Here is a 17,743-nt window from a genome sequence, read left to right as displayed (position 1 = left end):
ATCGCGAATAAGCGTTGAACCGGAATTCAGGCCGTCAGTCGGCCTGCTGCCACGCAATCACGAGCTCGCGATTGCGCGACATCAGCACCAGGTGCTCGTCCATCACGTACTGGATCTGCGCGAGTTTGTCGGCCGCATCGGCTTCGCAGCGCAGCCACAGCCGATCGTCGACCCGCTGCATCCGGCAAGTTCCGTACGGGAAGTCGACGGTCGCGCGGTGCTCGTCGAATACGACAGGCACCTTGATCGCGTAGTGCTTGCACAGCTTGAACAGCACGCGATCGGCATGCGCCAGCGTGACTTCCGCCGTGCTGGCAAACGGCGCCGGATGGATGCCGGGCGCGTCCCGCACCGTCACGCCGGCACCTGTGCGGTGCGTTGCAGCAGGCGCGCCCATGCTTCGAGCGTCGGCTGTTCGGCGAGCTGGACGAACGTAACGTCGTGTCCGTCGGCCCGCCACTGCTCGACGAACGTCATCATGCGGATCGAATCGACGCCGCAATCGACGAGATTGGCGTCCGCGCGCAGCGTCGCGGCCGAAACGCGCAGGCTTCCGGCGACCAGCCGTGCGACGTCGTCGAGCATCGGCGTCGCGAGATCGTCATGGGCTGCGCCGACGAGCATGTCGACCGACACGACGCTGCCGCAGCGCCCCGCGACGTAATCGAGCGCCATCCGGTGCTCACGTTCGGAGAAATCCGCGAGCGCATCGCCGACGAAGAACGGCTTGATGTCGCGCATGAACGCATCGCATGCGGTCATCAGGCAGCCGATGTGCGCGTAGATCCCGCAGATCGCGAGCTGGTCGCGCCCCTGTGCACCCAGCCGGGTGTCGAGATCCGAGCGCCGGAAGGCGCTGTAGCGCCACTTGTCGAGCACCGTGTCGCCGGGCGCCGGCGCGACGATCTCGCTGATCGCCGCGCGCGCCGGCTGAGCGGTCAGGCCCGGGCCCCACATGTCGGTCAGGAGCGCACGATCCGCAGGCGCCTGGGTCGCCGGCTGCGCGGTGTAGTAAACCGGCATCCCCGTCGCATGCGCGAAATCGATCAGGCGCCGCACACCGGCAAGCAACGACGGCACCGGCGATGCGCCGCGATCGTAGAAATCGAGGAAATAGTCCTGCATGTCGTGCACGAGCAGCGCCGCGCGTCGCGGATCGAACTGCCAGGTCACGCGGTTGGCCGGCAGGTCTGCCGGCATCGGATAGGAAGCGATTTTCGGAATGGCCATGTTGGAATGTGTGGTGAAGCGTCGTGTAAATGAATGTTTTCGGCGTTACCTGAGCGCCGGACATCAGGCTGGCGCATCGGCCAGGCAATCAGCGATGCGTTGCCGCAACGCCCGCTTGTCGATCTTGCCCACCGGGGTCTTCGGGAACGCGTCGACGAACTCGATCCGGTCCGGCACCTTGTAGGTCGCAACGCCCTGCTCGCGCACGAACCGCACGAGATCGGCCGCGCTCGGTGCCGCGGATCCGCGAATCACGTACGCGCAACTGCGCTCGCCGAGATACGGGTCCGGCATCGGCACGAGTGCCGCGTCGGCAACGCCGGGATGCGCCAGCAGCAGATGCTCGATCTCCTCCGCGGGAATCTTCTCGCCGCCCCGATTGATCTGGTCCTTCGCGCGCCCCTCGACGACGAGATAGCCGCCGTCGGTGATCCGCACGCGATCGCCGGTGCGATAGAAGCCGTCCGCCGTGAACGCGCGTGCGTTGTGTACCGGCGCGTCGTAGTAGCCGCGGATCGTGTACGGGCCGCGCGTCAGCAGGTGTCCGACCTCGCCCGGCCCGACCGGACGATCGTCGTCGTCGACCACGAGAATCTCGTCGTCCGGCGAGATCGGCCGCCCTTGCGTGGCGATCACGACGTCGCGCGGATCGCCCAGCCGCGTGTAGTTGACGAGCCCCTCCGCCATCCCGAACACCTGCTGAAGCTGCGCGCCGAAGCCATCCGCCGCGCGCGCGGCCAGTGCCGGATCGAACCGCGCCCCGCCGACCTGCACGAGTTCGAGACTCGCCGGCGCGCCGCCGCGTCGCGCAGCGGCGTTCAGCCAGACGAGCACGAGCGGCGGCACGAGCGCGACCACGTTTACACGTTCACGCTCGATCAGCTCGAACGCAACGTCGGGGCTGGCGCTGTCGCACAGCACGACCGTGCCGCCCGCGTCGAATACACCGAGCGAGCCCGGCGAGCTGAGCGCGTAGTTGTGCGCGGCCGGCAGCGCGGCGAGATAGATGGTGCGTTCGCTCAGCCCGCAAATGCGCGCGCTCTCCCGTACGCTGTACAGATAATCGTCGTGCGTACGCGGAATCAGCTTCGGCGTGCCCGTGCTGCCGCCCGACAACTGCAGGAACGCCACCTCGTGCGCGGCCGGCCCGGGCGGCAATGCGGCCTCCGGTGCATCGGGCAGATCGAGCCCTGCGTTGCCCGGCGTCGTGAACAGCACGTGCTTCAGCGTCGGCGCGTCGGCCTGTACGTCGCGCGCAAGCGACCGGTAGTCGAAACCGTCGTGCGATTGCGCCGCGATATAGGCCACCGCACCCGCGTGCCGGCAAAAGAAGCCGATCTCGCGACGCCGGTGCGCGGGTAACGCAAAAACCGGCAGCGCGCCGATGCGGAACAGCGCGAACGTCGTCGCAAAGAAGGCCGCGCAGTTCGGCAGTTGCAACACCACGCGATCGCCCGGCGCGATGCCCGCCGCGCTCAGCGCGCGCGCAATGCGTTGCGCCTCGGCCGCGAGCGTCCGGTACGACCAGCGAAGATCGCCCTGCACGAGCGCCGTCCGTTCGCCGAATTGCGCGACACGCGCATCGAACCAACGGGTGAACGATTCGCCACGCCAATAGCCCTTCTTCCGGTACGTGTCGGCCAGCGCGGCCGGCCACGGCGTGCCGTGCGCGATCGTCATGCCGCCTCCCGGGCGCCGCCCGATGCGGCGTCGTGGCGAATCCCCAGCGCATCCAGCATCGTCCTGAACTTGGCCGCCGTTTCGGCCCGCTCGCCGTCGGGCGTCGACTCGGCGACGACGCCCGCTCCTGCATAGAGCCGCAGCGTGCGATCGAACGCTTGCGCGCAGCGGATCGTCACGATCCATTCGCCATCGCCGCGCGTATCGACCCAGCCGAGCATCCCCGCGTAGAACCCACGGTCGAACGGCTCGGCCGCGCGAATGCATGCACGGGCCGCGTCACGCGGCGCACCGCAGACCGCGGGCGTCGGATGCAGCGCAAGCGCGAGCGTCAATGCGTCGGCCTGCGTTTCGCCGCGCACTTCGGTGGACAGGTGCCACATCGTCTCGGTGTGCATCAGCGACGGGCGCGCCGGCACGTCGAGATGCGAGCAGAACGGCGCGAGGCTGTCCCGCACCGCCTCGACGACGACCCGGTGCTCGTCGAGATCCTTGGCCGAATCCAGCAGCGCCTCCGCGCGACGGCGGTCCTCGACGGGGTCGCGGCTGCGCGGCGCGGAACCGGCCAGCGGATTTGCGCGCACGACGCCGCCGAAGCGGTTCACGAGCAGTTCCGGGCTCGCGCCGAGCAGCGTGCACCCCGCGCCGAGATCGACGGAAAACGTATAGCCGTGCGGGTTGCGTGCCGCGAGACGCGCGACGAGCGGTGCGACGTCGACCGGCTGCTCGCCGTCGACTTCGAGCGTGCGCGCCAGCACGACCTTGTCGAGTTCGCCCGCGCGGATGCGCGCGACCGCATGCGCCACCGCGTCGCCATAGGCGTCGGCCGCCGGCACCTCGCGCGTCGCATAGCGCGCTCCGGACGGCTCCGGCACCCGCGGCACGCCGGACGGTGCCGCACGCAGCATCGTGTGCGCCACCCGCAGCGCGGCCGGCGTATCTGCGTCGAACGGCACGGCGCCGACCACCGCTGCGCCGGCATACCCATTCGCCTGCGCACGACGCAGCGCCTCTGTCACGCGCGCGGCCAGCGGCGTATTCGCATGTGGAATCGCTTCCGCCGGATCGGCCGCGAGCAGCGTATGGGCCGGAGTCGCCAGGAACAGCGCGGCATCGGCACGATAGAGATCCCATATGTTATGGGGTACTAAAAGACTAGAAGGATGGGATATCGCATTCATCGCATTCATCTCCAGATTGAAGGGCCGGCGCATCGCACCGGCCGTGCCGTCACATTTCGGCGGTGAGGCTCACCGCGACGCGGCGCCCCTGATCGATCAGCCAGTTACCGCTCAGGCCGGTCGTGCGCGTGCGATCGTCGATCGGAACCATCTTGTTGGTCAGGTTCAGCACCGCGAAGTTGACGGAGAAGCGCTTGTCGATCCGGTAGCGGCCGCCGAGATCGAAAGTGGTCGTCGACGGCCGCTCGCGAACACCCTGCGCGCCGTTGCGGAACGCCGCCCAGTATTCGCTGCCGATGTAGTTCGCCGTCGCGTACAGATCGAGCTTGGCAGTCGGCGTCCAGTCGACCTGCACGTTGAATTTGTGCTTGGGCGTCTTGTCGAGCGGATAGCCGTCGAGCGAGCTGCCGTTGAACGCCTTCTCGCCGCTGCCCTCGCGGCGCGACTGGGTCAGCGTGTAGGTGCCCGACACCTTCAGCGTACGCAGCACGCGCGTGCCCGCGCCGAGTTCGAGGCCGTACAGCTTGACCCGGTCGATGTTGTCGTACACATAGATGTTGCGGCCCGGCGAGCGCGGATCGGCCTTGCCCGTGTCGTAGCTGGCCACCTTGTTCTTGAACAGGTTGTTGAACAGCGTCAGCCCCGCATACGTGTCGCCCAGGTCGTAGCGCACGCCGAGTTCCTCGGTCAGGCTCGTCTCGGGCTTGAGATCCGGATTGCCGCACAGCGTGCCGGGCATCGCCCCCGCCGCGCCGCCCGACGTCATGCAGTAGCCGCCCGTGCTCTGGCGCAACGACGGCGGCCGGAAGCCCGTCGATACGCCGCCGCGCACCGTCCACGCCTGGCTGAGCTTGTAGACGCCATAGATGCGCGGACTCACGTGGCTGCCGTAACGATCGTCGTGATCGAGCCGTACGCCGGTGGTCAGCGTGAATCGGTCGTTGAAGAAGTAGTCGTTTTCACCGAACAACGCCCAGGCATTGCGCCGGATCCGGTCCGAGTTCGCCGCACGGCCCTTCGGCACCGCGTCCTGGCGGGCCACGCCCGACAGCGTCGACCAGATATGCTGGCCACCGACCGTCAGGATGTTGCGCTCGCCCCACCACGGCACCTCGGCCTTGCCTTCGAGGATCGTGTCGGTCAGCGCGGGCCGGATCTCCTCGCGGCCGGCCGGCGTCCACTGATCCTGCACGCCGCGCTCGCCATAGAGCGACAGCGTGGTGTTGCCGAAACCCCAGCGACCGTCGTGCGTGATGCCCCAGTAGTCGCGGACGTGGCGCGTCTCGGTCACCGCCGACGCGGCCGTGCGCGGCGTGAGCGGCGCCGCGCTCTTGCCCGGCGTGCTCAGGTAGGTCAGCTGCTCACGCCCGATGTTCACGCTTACGTCCTGGTTGCGCGTGGGCTTCGCCGCGAGCTTCACGTCGAAGCTGCCGATCCGCTGCCCGTTCGCGCCGCCGGTGCCGCTGTTCGCGTAATAGATGTCATCCTCGCCACGGTGCAGGAGGCGACCGGACGCCTGCAGCCCGAGCACGTCGGATTTCAGCGGGCCGCCGAGCCAGAAGTCGACGCTCTGCGTATCGCCCTGGTTCGATTCAAGCTGCCACACGCTGCCGGCCGTGATCGTGCCGCCCCAACGCTTCGGTACCTTGCGCGTGATCACGTTGATCACGCCACCCATCGCATCCGCGCCGTACAGCGACGACATCGGCCCGCGCACGACCTCGATCCGCTCGATCGCGGACAGCGGCGGCATCAGGTTCGACTGCACGCCCGAGCTGCCGCGGTTCATCGTTTCCCGCGTGTTCTGGCGGCGGCCGTCGACCAGCAGCAACGTGTATTCGCCGGGCATCCCGCGAATCGAGATATCCTGATCGTTCGGCGACGCGCCGACGACGCTTACGCCTTCGACGTTGTTGACGATCTCGGCAACCGACGTATAAGGCTTCGCCGCGATATCGTCGCGACTGATCACGGAGATGCTCGCGGGCGCTTCCCGGATCGCCTGCTCGCGACGGCTGGCCGTCACGACGATTTCCTTCAGTACGGCCGGATCGGGTGGATCGCCGGCAACCGTCTGAACCGGAACGGCCGATGCGCCGGCGGGCCCGGCGGGCTGACCAGGCGTCTGCGCCCACGCGCTCGACACGCCCATCAGGTACAGGCCGGCGACGACAACCGGCTTCAATGCAAGGTTTGCAGCTTGACTCGACATGGTGGCGCTTTCGATGTTTCGTAATGTGATTGATTCTCATTTACATTATGAAACATGTAATGCGCCGAAATCTTTGCGTAAGCTACGAACTCGTTTGAGCGACGGTTGCCGCACCGTCAGCGATGGTCGCTGCGGCGCGCGAGCGTCGGCGTGACGCCGAAGCGGCGCTTGTAGGCGGTCGCGAAGTTCGCCGCGCTCGTATAGCCCGCAAGCGCCGCGGCCTGCTTGACGCTCACCGCATCACGCTCGAGGGCCAGCCGCGCGCGCTGCAGGTGATGTTCGCGAATGAAGTCGAACACCGTCGTGCCGTAGGCAGCACGGAACTGCCGCTGCATCGCGTTCGTACTCATTCCGGCATGGCGCGCGATATCGTCGAGCGACAAATCCTGTGCGGCATCGCTCGCCAGGAAGGCCCGCAATTCCGCCATCCGGCGGTAATCGCGCGATCCGAGCGCCTTATCCGGCACCTGCGCTGCGTCCACCGCCTCCACCTCGAGCGGCGCGAACGCCTCGGCAAGCAATTCCAGCACACGGCTCTCGAGATAGATCGCCTGCAGCATCGGCTGATAGGTCGGCGGACGCACGATCTGCTCGGCCAGCGCGGTCGCACGCGGCGTCGGCTGCCAGAAGCGAATCGCCAGATGCGCGGACAGCATCGCGTCCAGGCGCTCCGGCAACACACCACTGCTCGCGGCCTGCAGATGCCCCAGCCACTCGCCCGACATCGCAAGGCTGAGCCGCCGCGCATAGCCGCCCTTGCTGAGCCGTCGGCGGAACGTATCCGGCTGCACCGCGTTGAGCAGGAACGACTGCATCCGCACCGCGGGCCGCGGCACCGGGGCCCGATTCGCCCGGCGCGCGTCCGTCGTCAGCACCACGCGCCGGTCGCCGTACGACACGTCGAGCGCGCCTTCGAGCAGCAGCACGAGATGCAGGCCCGGCGTGCACTGCCCCGACATCACCGCATCGAATTCGTCGGTCGCGTCGTCCGCGTGGATGCGCAAGCCCGGACGCACCTCGCGGATCCGCGCAACGTGCGCATCGTGGCGATTGCCGCCGGGTTGGAAAGCAGCTTGCGTCTGCGCTGTCATGTCGTGATACCCCGTTGCGTGCGCGCTGCGCCCGCACAAACTATTTAGTCGCTGGATCAAACAACCGGCTTTCTGCAATGCCCGGCTGCTCGGTTACAATCAAATGAGAATTATTCTCATTTCTATCGTATCGGGAGTCGTGTGAGAAAGACAAGTGGAATGTGGGCCATGCTCGGCGCATGGCTGTGCAGTTGGCTCGCTGCGCAAGCGGCATGCGCGGACACCACCGTGACCGATCTTGCCGGTCGGCAGGTCCGGATTCCCGCGCGCGTCGAACGCGTCCTGCTCGGCGAAGGACGCCTGCTGCCCGCGCTGGCGGTCGTCGACGCCGGCGACCCCACCCGTCGTCTGGTCGGCATGATGGGCGATTTCGAACAGCTCGATCCGGCCAGCTACGGGCAATGGCTCGAACGGTTTCCGCGCTTGAAGGACGTGCCGCGCATCGGCCGCTCGCAAGCCGGCAGCTTCAGCGACGAACGCGCGCTCGCACTGCGCCCGCAAGTCGCGATCTTCGGCCTCGGCGGCGGCCACGGCCCCGGCGAGCGCGATCGCGAGACGCTGGCGCGGCTCGAAGCCGCCGGTGTCGCGATCGTCTTCGTCGATTTCCGGCACGACCCGCTCGTCAATACGACGCGCAGCATCGCGCTGCTCGGCCAGGTCCTCGGCACGCCGCAGCGCGCGGCGGATTTCAACGCGTACTGGCAGGCACAATTCGACCTCGTCCGCACGCGGCTGGCGAACGCCCACGCGGTCGCGCCGAGCGTGTTCCTCGAAAGCCGCGTCGGTCTGTCGAGCGACTGCTGCGACACGATGACGGGCATGATGGGGCGCCTGCTCGACGCCGCCGGCGGCAACAACATCGCGAAAGGCCGCGTGCCCGGCGAGCACGGCACGCTGAATCCCGAATACCTGCTCAGCCGCCAGCCCGATTTCTACATCGGCACGGGGATCGGCTCGACGCAGACGCTGCAAAGTGCGCCGCTGCGCATCGCGCTCGGCGCCGGCGTGTCCCGCGAAACCGCCGCCCGTTCGTTCGACCGGTCGCTGCAGCGCCCGCAGATCGCGCCGCTGCGCGCGGTCCGCGAGCACCGGGCCTATGCGATCTGGCATCACTTCTACAACTCGCCGTTCAACGTCGTCGCGGTGCAGGCTCTGGCCAAATGGCTGCATCCGGCGCTGTTCGCCGACGTTGACCCGCGCCGCACATTCGACACGATGGTGCAACGCTTCCAGCCGGTTCCACTGCAGGGCGAATACTGGGTACAGGAAGGCTCCTGACATGTCGCTCCCTGCTTCCACGATGCGCCGCTCGCTGCTCGTCGCCGGCCTCGCAGGCCCGCTCGGCGCCCGCATCGCCCCCGCACTCGCCGCTCGCGCACCGGACTGGCCCGCGCTCGACGCAGCGCCCGCCGTGCAGGTGCCGAACAGCCGCCAGTTCGACGTGACGGTCGGCGGCAAGCCCCGCCGCCTGTTCGTCGCGCTGCCCGCCGAGCGGGCTGTTGCCGTCCCCCATCCGGTGCTGATCGTCCTCGACGGCAACGCGCTCTTCCCGCTCGCCGCGCAGCTCGTGCGCAACCGGCGCGCGCGCCCCGACGCGACGCCCGATGCGGAGCCCGTCGTGATCGGCATCGGTTACCCGACCGATGCCGCATACGACATGGCGGCCCGCGCGGACGACTACACGCTCGCGCCGCTGAAGGACGGCCACGGTGTCGTCGCCGACCGCCTGCTCGATTTCATCGAGCAGGACGTGCAGCCCTGGCTCGCGCAACAGGTGGCGGTCGACCCGGCGCGCCGGACGCTGTTCGGCCATTCGTACGGCGGCCTGCTGACGCTGTACGCGATGCTGACGCGCCCGCACCTGTTCACGCGGTATGTCGCGGCGAGCCCGTCGATCTGGTGGGGCGACCGCGCGCTGCTGCCCTATGCGGACCGCTTCGCCGCGCAAGCGGCGTCGCTTGCGCCGGCGCTGCGGCTGCTCGTCACAGCGGGTAGCCTCGAAGAAGGCGCGCCGAATCCCGACGTCGAGCGCATGCGCCGGCAACAGGCGCGCAAGCAGGTCAGTTCCGCGCGCGACTTCGTCCGGCGCGTCGGTGCCCGCCCGGGGCTCGACGCGACGTTCCGCCTGATCGATGGCGAGGATCATGGCGGCGTCGTGGTGCCCAGCGCGATGCTGGCCACGCGCATCGCGGCCGAAACCGACGCGGGAGAGGCCGCATGAGCGCCGCGTCGCCCGCCTCGTCGCCTTCGTCCCGTTCGTCCGTTTCGCTGAAGCTGCGCTACCGCGCAATCGCCGCGCGGCGGGTCGGCGCACTGATGTTCCTCGCCTGCGTGCTCGGCACCCTGCTCGTCGTCGACATCGGCACCGGCCCGTCACCGTTCCCGATCGCGGATCTGGTCGCCGGGCTGTTCCGGCCGGACGCGCTGCCGCTCGAACAGCGCGTGATCCTCTGGGACGTGCGCCTGCCGTATGCGCTGATGGCCGTGCTCGTCGGCGCGTCGCTCGGCATCGCCGGCGCGGAAATGCAGACCGTGCTGAACAACCCGCTCGCGAGCCCGTTCACGCTCGGCATGTCGGCCGCCGCGAGCGTCGGCGCGTCGCTCGTCGTGATCTCGGGCTGGCACGTCGTGCTCTGGAACGAGAACATCGCGCTGTCGCTCGGTGCGTTCTGCTGCGCGAGCCTCGCGACGCTGCTGATCGTCTGGCTCGCGTGGCGCCATGGCGCGACGACCGAAACCGTGGTGCTGTTCGGCATCGGCCTGATGTTCAGTTTCGAGGCGCTGCTGTGGTTGCTGCAGTTTCTCGCGGACGCGAACGCGCTCCAGCAGATCGTGTTCTGGAGCATGGGCAGTCTCGCGCGCGCGACGTGGGGCAAGATCGCGCTGCTGTCGTGCGTGCTCGCCGCCTGCACGCTGTGGGCGAGCTTCGACGTCGCATCGCTGACGGCGCTGCGCGCCGGCGACGAACAGGCGCGCAGCATGGGCATCGCCGTCGAGCGGCTGCGACTCGTCGCGCTGGTGCGTATCAGCATGCTGTCGGCCACCGCGCTGTCGTTCGTCGGCACGATCGGCTTCGTCGGTCTCGTCGGGCCGCACGTCGCACGGCTGCTCGTCGGCGACGAGCATCGCTATTACCTGCCCGGCGCCGCCCTCGCCGGCGCGATCATGCTGGCTGGCGCATCCGTGCTCAGCAAGGCGCTGATCCCGGGGGTGACGCTGCCGATCGGGATCATCACCGCGCTGGTCGGCGTGCCGCTGTTCATGATCCTCGTCAGCCGGCGCAGGAGGCTCGATGGATAAGGGCACCCTGTACATCGACGACCTGGTCGCGCGCTATGGCGCGAAGGTCGTGCTCGACCGGTTGTCGCTCGCGCCCGTTACGCCCGGCACGATGGTCGGATTGCTCGGACCAAACGGGGTCGGCAAGTCGACGCTGCTGCGCGCACTCGCCCGGCTCGTGGCCGCGCACGGCAACGCGGCGTTCGGCGGATTGGACCTGCTGCGCGGCGCGCGCCGGGAACACACGCGACAGGTCGGCTACCTGCCGCAGACGCTGCCGCAACCGTCGTCGCTGCTCGTGTACGAGGCCGTCCGCAGCGCATTGCGCGCAACCTGTCCCGGTTTGTCCGACGCGGCACGCGACCTGCGCCTGCAGAACGTGTTCGAGCGCCTGCGGCTGCAAGCGCTCGCGATGTCGCCGCTCGAGCGGCTGTCCGGCGGACAGCGGCAGATGGTCGGACTTGCGCAGGTACTCGTGCGCGACACGCCGCTGCTGCTGCTCGACGAACCGACGAGCGCGCTCGACCTGCGCTGGCAGTTGCTCGCGTTGGAAGCGGTCGGGGACGCGGCACGCAGATGCGGTGCGGTCGTGCTCGTTGCGATGCACGACCTGAATCTCGCGTCGCGATTCTGCGACCGGCTCGTGCTGCTGGGCACCGACGGCCTCGTCGCCGACGGCGCACCTGCCGAAGTCCTGACACCGCCGCACCTGCGGCGCGCGTATCGTGTCGACGCCCGGGTCGAACGCACGGCGGCCGGCGATTATGTCGCGCTCGCGGAGCGAGCCATTACGGATGACGCGCGAGAAGCGTGCGACGCTTGAGCGCGGACCGGTCGTCGCGCTGACGACCGGCCCGGCTTGCGGGCATCAGGCCGCCATGCCGTTCGCGCAGTCGCACCGGACGCCGATAACAACGCGTGCCGGCACACGCGAAGCGTCATAGAATCGCGCGGCGGGGCCGTCAGGTCCCGACCCGCCGCGACATCGGCAAACGACCGCACGGCCACCGTGCGCGCGGCGGCCCGCTCCTCTTCCCTGCAAGGACGATCGCGTGATGCGTGCATACCGACTTCTGCTGACGGCCGGCGCCACGGCCATGCTTGCCGGCTGGGCCGTGGCTGCCCAGCCGGTGCCCGTCACCGCGGCGTCCGCCCGAAACTGCCCGTCGCCATCGTTTGATCGCTATCCCGCGCGCGCGGCGCGCGCGCCGCACACCACGGCCCATGCGCCCCGCCTGACCAGCAAGGAAGCCCGCCTCTACCGCACCGTGATTCGCGACGAATTCACGCAACCGGCCAATTTTGCCGGCCACTACCGTGTCGCGATCTGGGGTTGCGGAACAGACTGCCGGAATTTCGCGATCGTCGACAAGTACACGGGCGCGACGTACACGATGCCCGGCGTGCAGGCCATCGCGGGTGTGATGGGCAACGACGAGGAGCGCGTCGATTTCCGGCCCGGCAGTACGCTGCTGATCGTCGCAGGCTGCTTCAACGACGATTGCGACGACAACAGTGCGAAGGCCGCCCGGTTCTTCTACGAGTGGACCGGCACGCGCTTGCGTCGGGTCGGCACCTGTCCGCTGGCCATCGAGCCGACCCAGTAGGCGGCCGATGATTGCGCCGGCCTCCGCTCGCCGCGACTTGCGCTATCGTTCCTCCAGTACACCTTGAACGGCGCCCCACCCGCGATGTCCATTCGCCTCAGTTTCGATGACGGCCCCGGCCCTTCGACGCTCCCCTTGCTCGATGTCCTGCGCGCCGCATCCTGCCAGGCGACCTTCTTCCTCCTCGGCCAGAACCTGGCGGGCGCGCTCGACGTCGCAGCGAGGATGGCGTGTGACGGCCATCGTCTCGGCAATCACACGCATTCGCACGCGAAGCCCGGCGCGTTGGCAGACGATGCGTTGATCGACGAGATCGAGACGACCGACGCGCTGATCCGCGAAGCGTATCGCCGCGCCGGCGTTCCCGCGCCGGACACGATCCCGCTGCGTCTGCCTTACGGACTGATGCCGCAGGACAATCGCGCCGGCGTGCTCGTGCAGCTGCAGCGCGAACACACGGGCTGGACCGCGATACTGGACGACTGGCAGCGGCCGGCGCCGTCGCCGCAGGCGCTATACGACGCAATGTGCGCGCATGTCGACGCCAGCGCGGCACGGCAGCGCGACGTGCTGTTCTGCATGCACGACGGATCGCGGCACGGCGAGGCGCGGCCCAACACGGTCGAAGCGGTGCGCCTGTTCCTGAATCGGCAGCGTTGACGCAGCAGCCGGCTAACGTCCGGGTGCCGCGCCATCCAGCAACTGCCACCAGCCGCCGAGAAAGCCGATGCCGGGCCCCGGCGTCCACAGGCCGCGCTGCGCGGCTTCGAGATGGATCAGCGTCTGGTCCGCGCAGAACAGGGCCGTCAGCGCATCGCGGCGGTCGTGCATCCAGTCCGGCGCGGCATCGGAGCGCGTCGCGGCATAGGCTTGCAGGCCGGCGTCCCAGCGCTGCGCATCGAAAACGAAGCGATCGTCCCTGCCCGCATTGCGCGACAGCGCGAACAACGCAAAGGCCGCTTCGAGCCACTGCGCACCCTGCCCGACATCGTCGAAATCGAGCACACCGTTCACCGCGTGCCCCACGTACAGCAGATTGCCCGCGTGATAATCGCCGTGCAGCCAGTGCACGGCCCCCGTCAGCCAGCGCGAGGCAGCGTCGAGGTGCGCGCCGATCCGCCGGATCATCGTCCCGTAGTGGCCGATCAGATCGCCCGGCAACGACGGTGCGGGACGCGCCGCCACGCGTGCGTAGCGCGCCGACAGCCACGCCAGCGGCGCCGATTCGGTCGCGGGTATCACCGCCAGCGCCGCATGCAGATGCGCGAGTGCGCGCATCGCATCGCTCGCGCCCGCCTCCGCATCGTCCGGCAGACCGGGGCTGCCGTCGATATGCTCGAACAGATGCAGCCAGCTTCCATCGGGCAACTGCACACCGGATTGCGCATCCACGGTCGGCCGCAGGCGCGGCAGTGCGGGCAGCATCGGTGCCGTACGCGAGAGGCCGAGATGGCCGAGTATCGCCGCCTCGCGATGCACCTGCTCGACCGGCTTCCCGGACCACGACACGCGCAGCACCGCGCGCCCCGCCTCGCACTCGACGAGATACGTTTTGTTAGTATGGCCCGACGCCAGCGCCTGCATGCGCGCCGGCCCGATGTTCCAGTACCGGTGAAGCCACGGTTCCAGCGTTTTCACGTCACTCCTACTCATTGCATTGACCATGTCAGAGCGTCCTTCGGCCCGCATGCGGGACATCAACATCGAATGGCTGACGCGCGCTGCCGAATTCGACCATCTGTTCCAGACCCGCTGGCTCGGCGAGCGCTTCTTCCATCTGCCCGGGGACATGCTCGCGCTCCAGGAGCTGATCTGGCGCGAGCGTCCCGACTGCATCGTGCAGACCGGCATCGCGGCGGGCGGCGGCGTCGTGTTCTCCGCGTCGATGCTGGAACTGGCGGGCGACAGCGGCCGCGTCGTCGCGATCGAACCGCGCCTGCGCGACGAAGTCAGGCAGCGCCTGCAATCGCACCGGCTCGCCCATCGCATGACGCTGATCGAAGGCGAATCGTGCGCAGCCGACACACTCGCGTCGGTGCGCGCACAAATCGGCGACGGCGCGCGCGTGATGGCGATCCTCGATCTCACGCACACCCATGCGCACGTGCTGCGCGAACTCGAATGCTATGCGCCGCTCGTGACGCGCGGCAGCTACGCGATCGTGATGGACACCATCATGGAGTACCTGCCCGCGTCGATGTTCGACGGCAAGCCGTACGGCAAAGGCAACAACCCGGCCACCGCCGCGCGTGAATTCCTCGCCCGTGACGACCGGTTCGAGGTCGACTACGACATCGAAGACCGCGTACTCATGACGCTGTCGCCAGGCGGTTTCCTGAAGCGAGTGCGCTGATCAGGCGCGCCGCCTCGGCCGAACCGTCGCGCGCCGCATAGCTCGCGCGGATCCGCGCCGCCTGCTCGCGCAACGATCCGGGCCGCAACAGCCGCTCGAGCGCATCGGCGATGTCCGCCACGCCGGCCTGCTGCAGCTCCAGCACGCACCCCGCACCAGCCCGCTCGACGAAGTGCGCCGAATGGAACTGGTCGTTGCAGAACGGCGACAGCAGCATCGGCACACCGCATGCAAGCGACTCCATCACCGAATTCGCGCCGCCATGGCTGACGAACGCGTGCGTGCGCCGCAGCAGCGCCAGTTGCGGCACGTAACGCACGGCGACCACACGCTCGTCGCCGGCCGGCAACAGATCCGAATCGACCAGCTCGCCCACCGACAGCACCAGTTGCGCCGACGTCGCGCGCGTGGCGTCGATGACCTTCGCAAACACATCGGGATGGTAGTAAAGCTGGCTGCCGAGCGACATGTAGACGAGCGGTCGATCCGCGACGAGGCGCTCCCACGGGAACGCAGTTTCGTCGCCACGGGGGCCTGACGGCAGTGCCGGGCCGACCAGCTCGACACCGGGCGGCGGCGCGCCGACCAGCGCATCGGTCGTGAACGCGAGCGTCAGGTGCGGAGAAAGAATGTCGCAACCGCGAAAACGTGCATCGAGCCCGTAGCGCGCGAACAGGCGCGTGCGTTCCGGCGCGAGCCATCGCACCGTGCGCAGCAGTTCCGAATCGAGATCGTCCGGGAGCACCGGATTCAGCGAATTCGACATCGAGACCCACGGCAGCCCTTCCAGCTCCGCGGCAATCGCCGCCGCATAGAGCAGCGGATCGATCACGACCACGTCGGGCTGCCAGTCGCGCAGCACCGCGCGGATACCGTCCACCTGCGCGGGCGCAAGGTCGATCAGCAGCGTGCGAATCCAGTGCCGCAGCCAGTCCGCGTCGCGAATGTTCGCGGCGAAGCTCGCGCCGCGCGACAGGTCGTGGCGCTCGGGCGTCTCGCGCGGCCCGACGAACGCGAAGCCGCCCGCGCCGTCGAGCTGTGCGCTGATATCGGCCGGTGCGTAGAACGCAACATCGCAGCCGGCGGCGCGCAGATGCTGGGCCGGGCCGATGCACGGATTGACGTGCCCTTTCTCGGGCACCACGCAGAACAGGATGCGTTTCATGAGCGGCTCAGGTTGGGCGATGCGCGGCATCGAGGTGGTCGAAATGATCGAGGATCAGCGACAGCGTCGTCCACAGCACGCGTTCGTTGTCCGTCTGCAGCGTGGAGGCGGCCAGGCCGAGCTTATCGGCCAACGCGTGCGTGCGGTCGCGATCGAGCAGCGCCGCGAGGTCCATCGCCGGGGCGAGCCGTCCACGCTTGGGGCCGTGCACAAGACGGTCCGGCAGGTTCAGGCGCGCACCGAGATCGCGCAGGCATTGCTTGTCCGGATCGGGCGCGATGCTCGTCAGATGCGCGACGACGGCATCGTCGACGAACGGCGGATGCAGATCGACCGACGCCGCATCGAACAACGCGTGGCACAGCGGCAGATAGTTGGCCGACTGGTCGCGGCGCAACACCTGGTCCGCGCCGTCGCCGGTAATGGCCACCTCGACGCCGTCCGCGGCCATCGCCTCGGCGAGCAGCAGCTTCGCGACCGGATGCAGGTTGAACATCGGCTCCTCGACCGCATGGGTCGTTCTCGGCAGCGCCGCGACGAAATCGGCCTCGTTCGCGCGCACGATCTTCACATTCGCCTGCATCTGCTCAGCCAGTTCGAGTGCGGCATCGCGTTCGCAATAGTCCGGCATGTCGGTCACGAGGATGTAGGACGTCACGAGCCGATGCGCGCCGAGTTCGCGCAGCAACGCGAGCAGCAGCGCCGAATCGAGTCCGCCGCTCAGCGCCAGCGCAACTCGCTTGCCGCTGTAGAGCGCACGCTGCAGCGATGCGCGCAGCACGGTTTCAAGATCCGCGTGCTGTGGCTGCCCGGGTGCCGGCTGCACGGTCAGCCCTTCCGTCGAACGGACCAGCGCGTGGCCGGGCGGCACCGCGCGCACGTCGCGCAACACGGTGCGGCCCACCAGCCGCTCGCCGCTCAGGTAGCCCGCGATGGCCGCCGCGTCCGGCTCGCAGGCCGGTTGCCCCGCTGCGCGCAGGACGGCCCCGATGCCGGTCGCCGTCGTGCCGCTGCGCGGATGGTAGTGAAGCCGGTCGAAGCCGAACAGGTCGCGCGTGCCGACGATCATGGATAACGAGCCTTCAAGGAGTCCACTTCAATGCGTTTGAGGATGCGATGCGGCGCTACCGGCGCACTGCCGCCCTGGCAATGCAGGCATGCTTCGAGCGGCGCCTCGCGTTGCAGATAGGCGAGCATCGCGTCGAGCATGCCGGCGTCGTCGCGCAGCGGCAGGCCATCGGATTGAAAATCCTTCTCGCCCTTGTAGAGCGTATGGAAGTGCGCGGGACGCGTGCACGTGTAGAACATGCCGTCGCGAATCATATGGCAGCGCTCACGGATCCAGCAATCGTGATAAAGGCGCTGCGCTTCGTCGCGATCGGTGCCGGGCTGCGCGCGATTCATCGTCGTGAACACGTCCTGCACTTTCCAGTTCAGGCGCACGTCGAAGCGCGCGGCCTGATGCTCGATGTGCACGACCAGGTCGGGCGACAGCGCCGGTTTCGGATAGCGCGAGATCGTCAGTGCATCCACCGCCTGCCAGAACGCGTCGGTCATCTCTCCAAGCTTCAGGCCGTTCGTCGTGACGGAGATCACGGGCGCGATGCCCGTGGCGCGCACGCGCCGGACAAGTTCGACGAGCGCCGGATGCAGCAGCGGCTCGCCGCCGACCAGCTTGAACATGCGCGGGCGCAGCACCTTCGCCGCCTTGCGCAGATCGGCCTCGAGCGATTCGGGGCTCGCGTACCACTCGGGCAGCAGCGGCGACAGCGAGCAGCATTCCGCACAGGTCAGGTTGCAGTGATCGACGATGTGCGCTTCCAGCGAGCGCGTCAGCACGCGCCCGTCTTCGACGCGGTAATCGCGATCCAGCGGCGGCGGAAACACATGCTGCCGCTCGGCCGGCGGCGTCGGATTCGAAGTCCGGTTCAGATTCGCATTCACT

Annotated in this window: 17 protein-coding genes; 7 read left to right on the top strand and 10 right to left on the bottom strand. The window is 68.5% G+C overall.

The genetic code is table 11. From position 1 onward, the window contains the following. Positions 1-34: 34 nt before the first annotated feature. The 6 genes from BCO18175_RS05885 to BCO18175_RS05860 all read right to left on the bottom strand — a co-directional run bounded on the left by BCO18175_RS05885 (position 35) and on the right by BCO18175_RS05860 (position 7,394). Positions 35-358, bottom strand: a complete 324-nt coding sequence (locus BCO18175_RS05885) for a DUF2218 domain-containing protein (protein ID WP_254607974.1) — start codon at positions 356-358, stop codon at positions 35-37. After that, entirely contained in the window at positions 355-1,230 is an 876-nt protein-coding gene (locus BCO18175_RS05880) for an isochorismatase family protein (RefSeq protein WP_174979867.1), read from the bottom strand. The genes BCO18175_RS05885 and BCO18175_RS05880 overlap by 4 nt, the downstream gene beginning before the upstream one ends. A gap of 63 nt (positions 1,231-1,293) precedes the next feature. Beyond that, positions 1,294-2,910, bottom strand: coding sequence for a (2,3-dihydroxybenzoyl)adenylate synthase (locus tag BCO18175_RS05875; protein WP_174979866.1), 1,617 nt, complete (start codon positions 2,908-2,910; stop codon positions 1,294-1,296). Further along, a complete protein-coding gene (locus BCO18175_RS05870; protein WP_174979865.1) occupies positions 2,907-4,091 on the bottom strand; it encodes an isochorismate synthase in 1,185 nt (394 codons plus the stop codon). The genes BCO18175_RS05875 and BCO18175_RS05870 overlap by 4 nt, the downstream gene beginning before the upstream one ends. A 49-nt stretch (positions 4,092-4,140) precedes the next feature. After that, on the bottom strand, positions 4,141-6,303 hold the full coding sequence (locus BCO18175_RS05865; protein WP_174979864.1) for a TonB-dependent receptor domain-containing protein: 2,163 nt from the start codon (positions 6,301-6,303) through the stop codon (positions 4,141-4,143). Positions 6,304-6,419: 116 nt separating this feature from the next. Continuing rightward, a complete protein-coding gene (locus BCO18175_RS05860; protein WP_438820485.1) occupies positions 6,420-7,394 on the bottom strand; it encodes a helix-turn-helix transcriptional regulator in 975 nt (324 codons plus the stop codon). Between the two features lie 159 nt (positions 7,395-7,553). Here BCO18175_RS05860 and BCO18175_RS05855 point away from each other — a divergent pair, with 159 nt between their 5' ends. The 6 genes from BCO18175_RS05855 to BCO18175_RS05830 all read left to right on the top strand — a co-directional run bounded on the left by BCO18175_RS05855 (position 7,554) and on the right by BCO18175_RS05830 (position 12,940). After that, complete coding sequence (locus BCO18175_RS05855) at positions 7,554-8,672, top strand: ABC transporter substrate-binding protein (protein ID WP_174979863.1); 1,119 nt, start codon at positions 7,554-7,556, stop codon at positions 8,670-8,672. 1 nt (position 8,673) lies between these two features. Continuing rightward, entirely contained in the window at positions 8,674-9,615 is a 942-nt protein-coding gene (locus BCO18175_RS05850) for an alpha/beta hydrolase (protein ID WP_174979862.1), read from the top strand. Continuing rightward, positions 9,612-10,694 carry a FecCD family ABC transporter permease gene (locus BCO18175_RS05845; RefSeq protein ID WP_174979861.1) on the top strand — a complete coding sequence of 361 codons (1,083 nt, stop codon included), beginning with the start codon at positions 9,612-9,614 and terminating at the stop codon, positions 10,692-10,694. Before BCO18175_RS05850 ends, BCO18175_RS05845 begins: the two co-directional genes overlap by 4 nt. Next, positions 10,687-11,496, top strand: a complete 810-nt coding sequence (locus BCO18175_RS05840; protein WP_174979860.1) for an ABC transporter ATP-binding protein — start codon at positions 10,687-10,689, stop codon at positions 11,494-11,496. Before BCO18175_RS05845 ends, BCO18175_RS05840 begins: the two co-directional genes overlap by 8 nt. Positions 11,497-11,728: 232 nt before the next feature. Further along, a complete protein-coding gene (locus tag BCO18175_RS05835; protein WP_438820483.1) occupies positions 11,729-12,280 on the top strand; it encodes a hypothetical protein in 552 nt (183 codons plus the stop codon). A gap of 84 nt (positions 12,281-12,364) precedes the next feature. Beyond that, on the top strand, positions 12,365-12,940 hold the full coding sequence (locus BCO18175_RS05830) for a polysaccharide deacetylase family protein (protein WP_174979858.1): 576 nt from the start codon (positions 12,365-12,367) through the stop codon (positions 12,938-12,940). A 12-nt stretch (positions 12,941-12,952) separates the two neighbouring features. Here the strand turns inward: BCO18175_RS05830 and BCO18175_RS05825 are convergent, their stop codons facing one another. Further along, positions 12,953-13,945, bottom strand: a complete 993-nt coding sequence (locus BCO18175_RS05825; protein WP_254607973.1) for a phosphotransferase — start codon at positions 13,943-13,945, stop codon at positions 12,953-12,955. Between BCO18175_RS05825 and BCO18175_RS05820 the strand changes: the two genes are divergently transcribed. After that, on the top strand, positions 13,944-14,633 hold the full coding sequence (locus BCO18175_RS05820; protein ID WP_174916951.1) for a cephalosporin hydroxylase family protein: 690 nt from the start codon (positions 13,944-13,946) through the stop codon (positions 14,631-14,633). The genes BCO18175_RS05825 and BCO18175_RS05820 overlap by 2 nt on opposite strands. Here the strand turns inward: BCO18175_RS05820 and BCO18175_RS05815 are convergent. The 3 genes from BCO18175_RS05815 to BCO18175_RS05805 are packed head-to-tail and all read right to left on the bottom strand — an operon-like array spanning position 14,590 to position 17,742. Then, positions 14,590-15,798 (bottom strand): glycosyltransferase, encoded by a 1,209-nt coding sequence (locus BCO18175_RS05815; RefSeq protein WP_174979857.1) that lies wholly within the window; start codon positions 15,796-15,798, stop codon positions 14,590-14,592. The two genes, BCO18175_RS05820 and BCO18175_RS05815, sit on opposite strands and share 44 nt — an antisense overlap. Before the next feature lie 7 nt (positions 15,799-15,805). Beyond that, positions 15,806-16,867 carry an asparagine synthase-related protein gene (locus BCO18175_RS05810; protein WP_174979856.1) on the bottom strand — a complete coding sequence of 354 codons (1,062 nt, stop codon included), beginning with the start codon at positions 16,865-16,867 and terminating at the stop codon, positions 15,806-15,808. Then, the gene (locus tag BCO18175_RS05805; protein ID WP_174979855.1) at positions 16,864-17,742 is read right to left on the bottom strand and encodes a 4Fe-4S cluster-binding domain-containing protein; all 879 of its coding nucleotides are present in this window, start codon (positions 17,740-17,742) and stop codon (positions 16,864-16,866) included. Before BCO18175_RS05805 ends, BCO18175_RS05810 begins: the two co-directional genes overlap by 4 nt. Between the last annotated feature and the right edge of the window lies 1 nt (position 17,743).

This window comes from Burkholderia lata, from assembly GCF_902499335.1.
In the GTDB taxonomy this organism is placed as follows: Bacteria; Pseudomonadota; Gammaproteobacteria; order Burkholderiales; family Burkholderiaceae; genus Burkholderia; species Burkholderia lata_B.
This window is presented reverse-complemented; position numbering and strand designations above follow the sequence as displayed.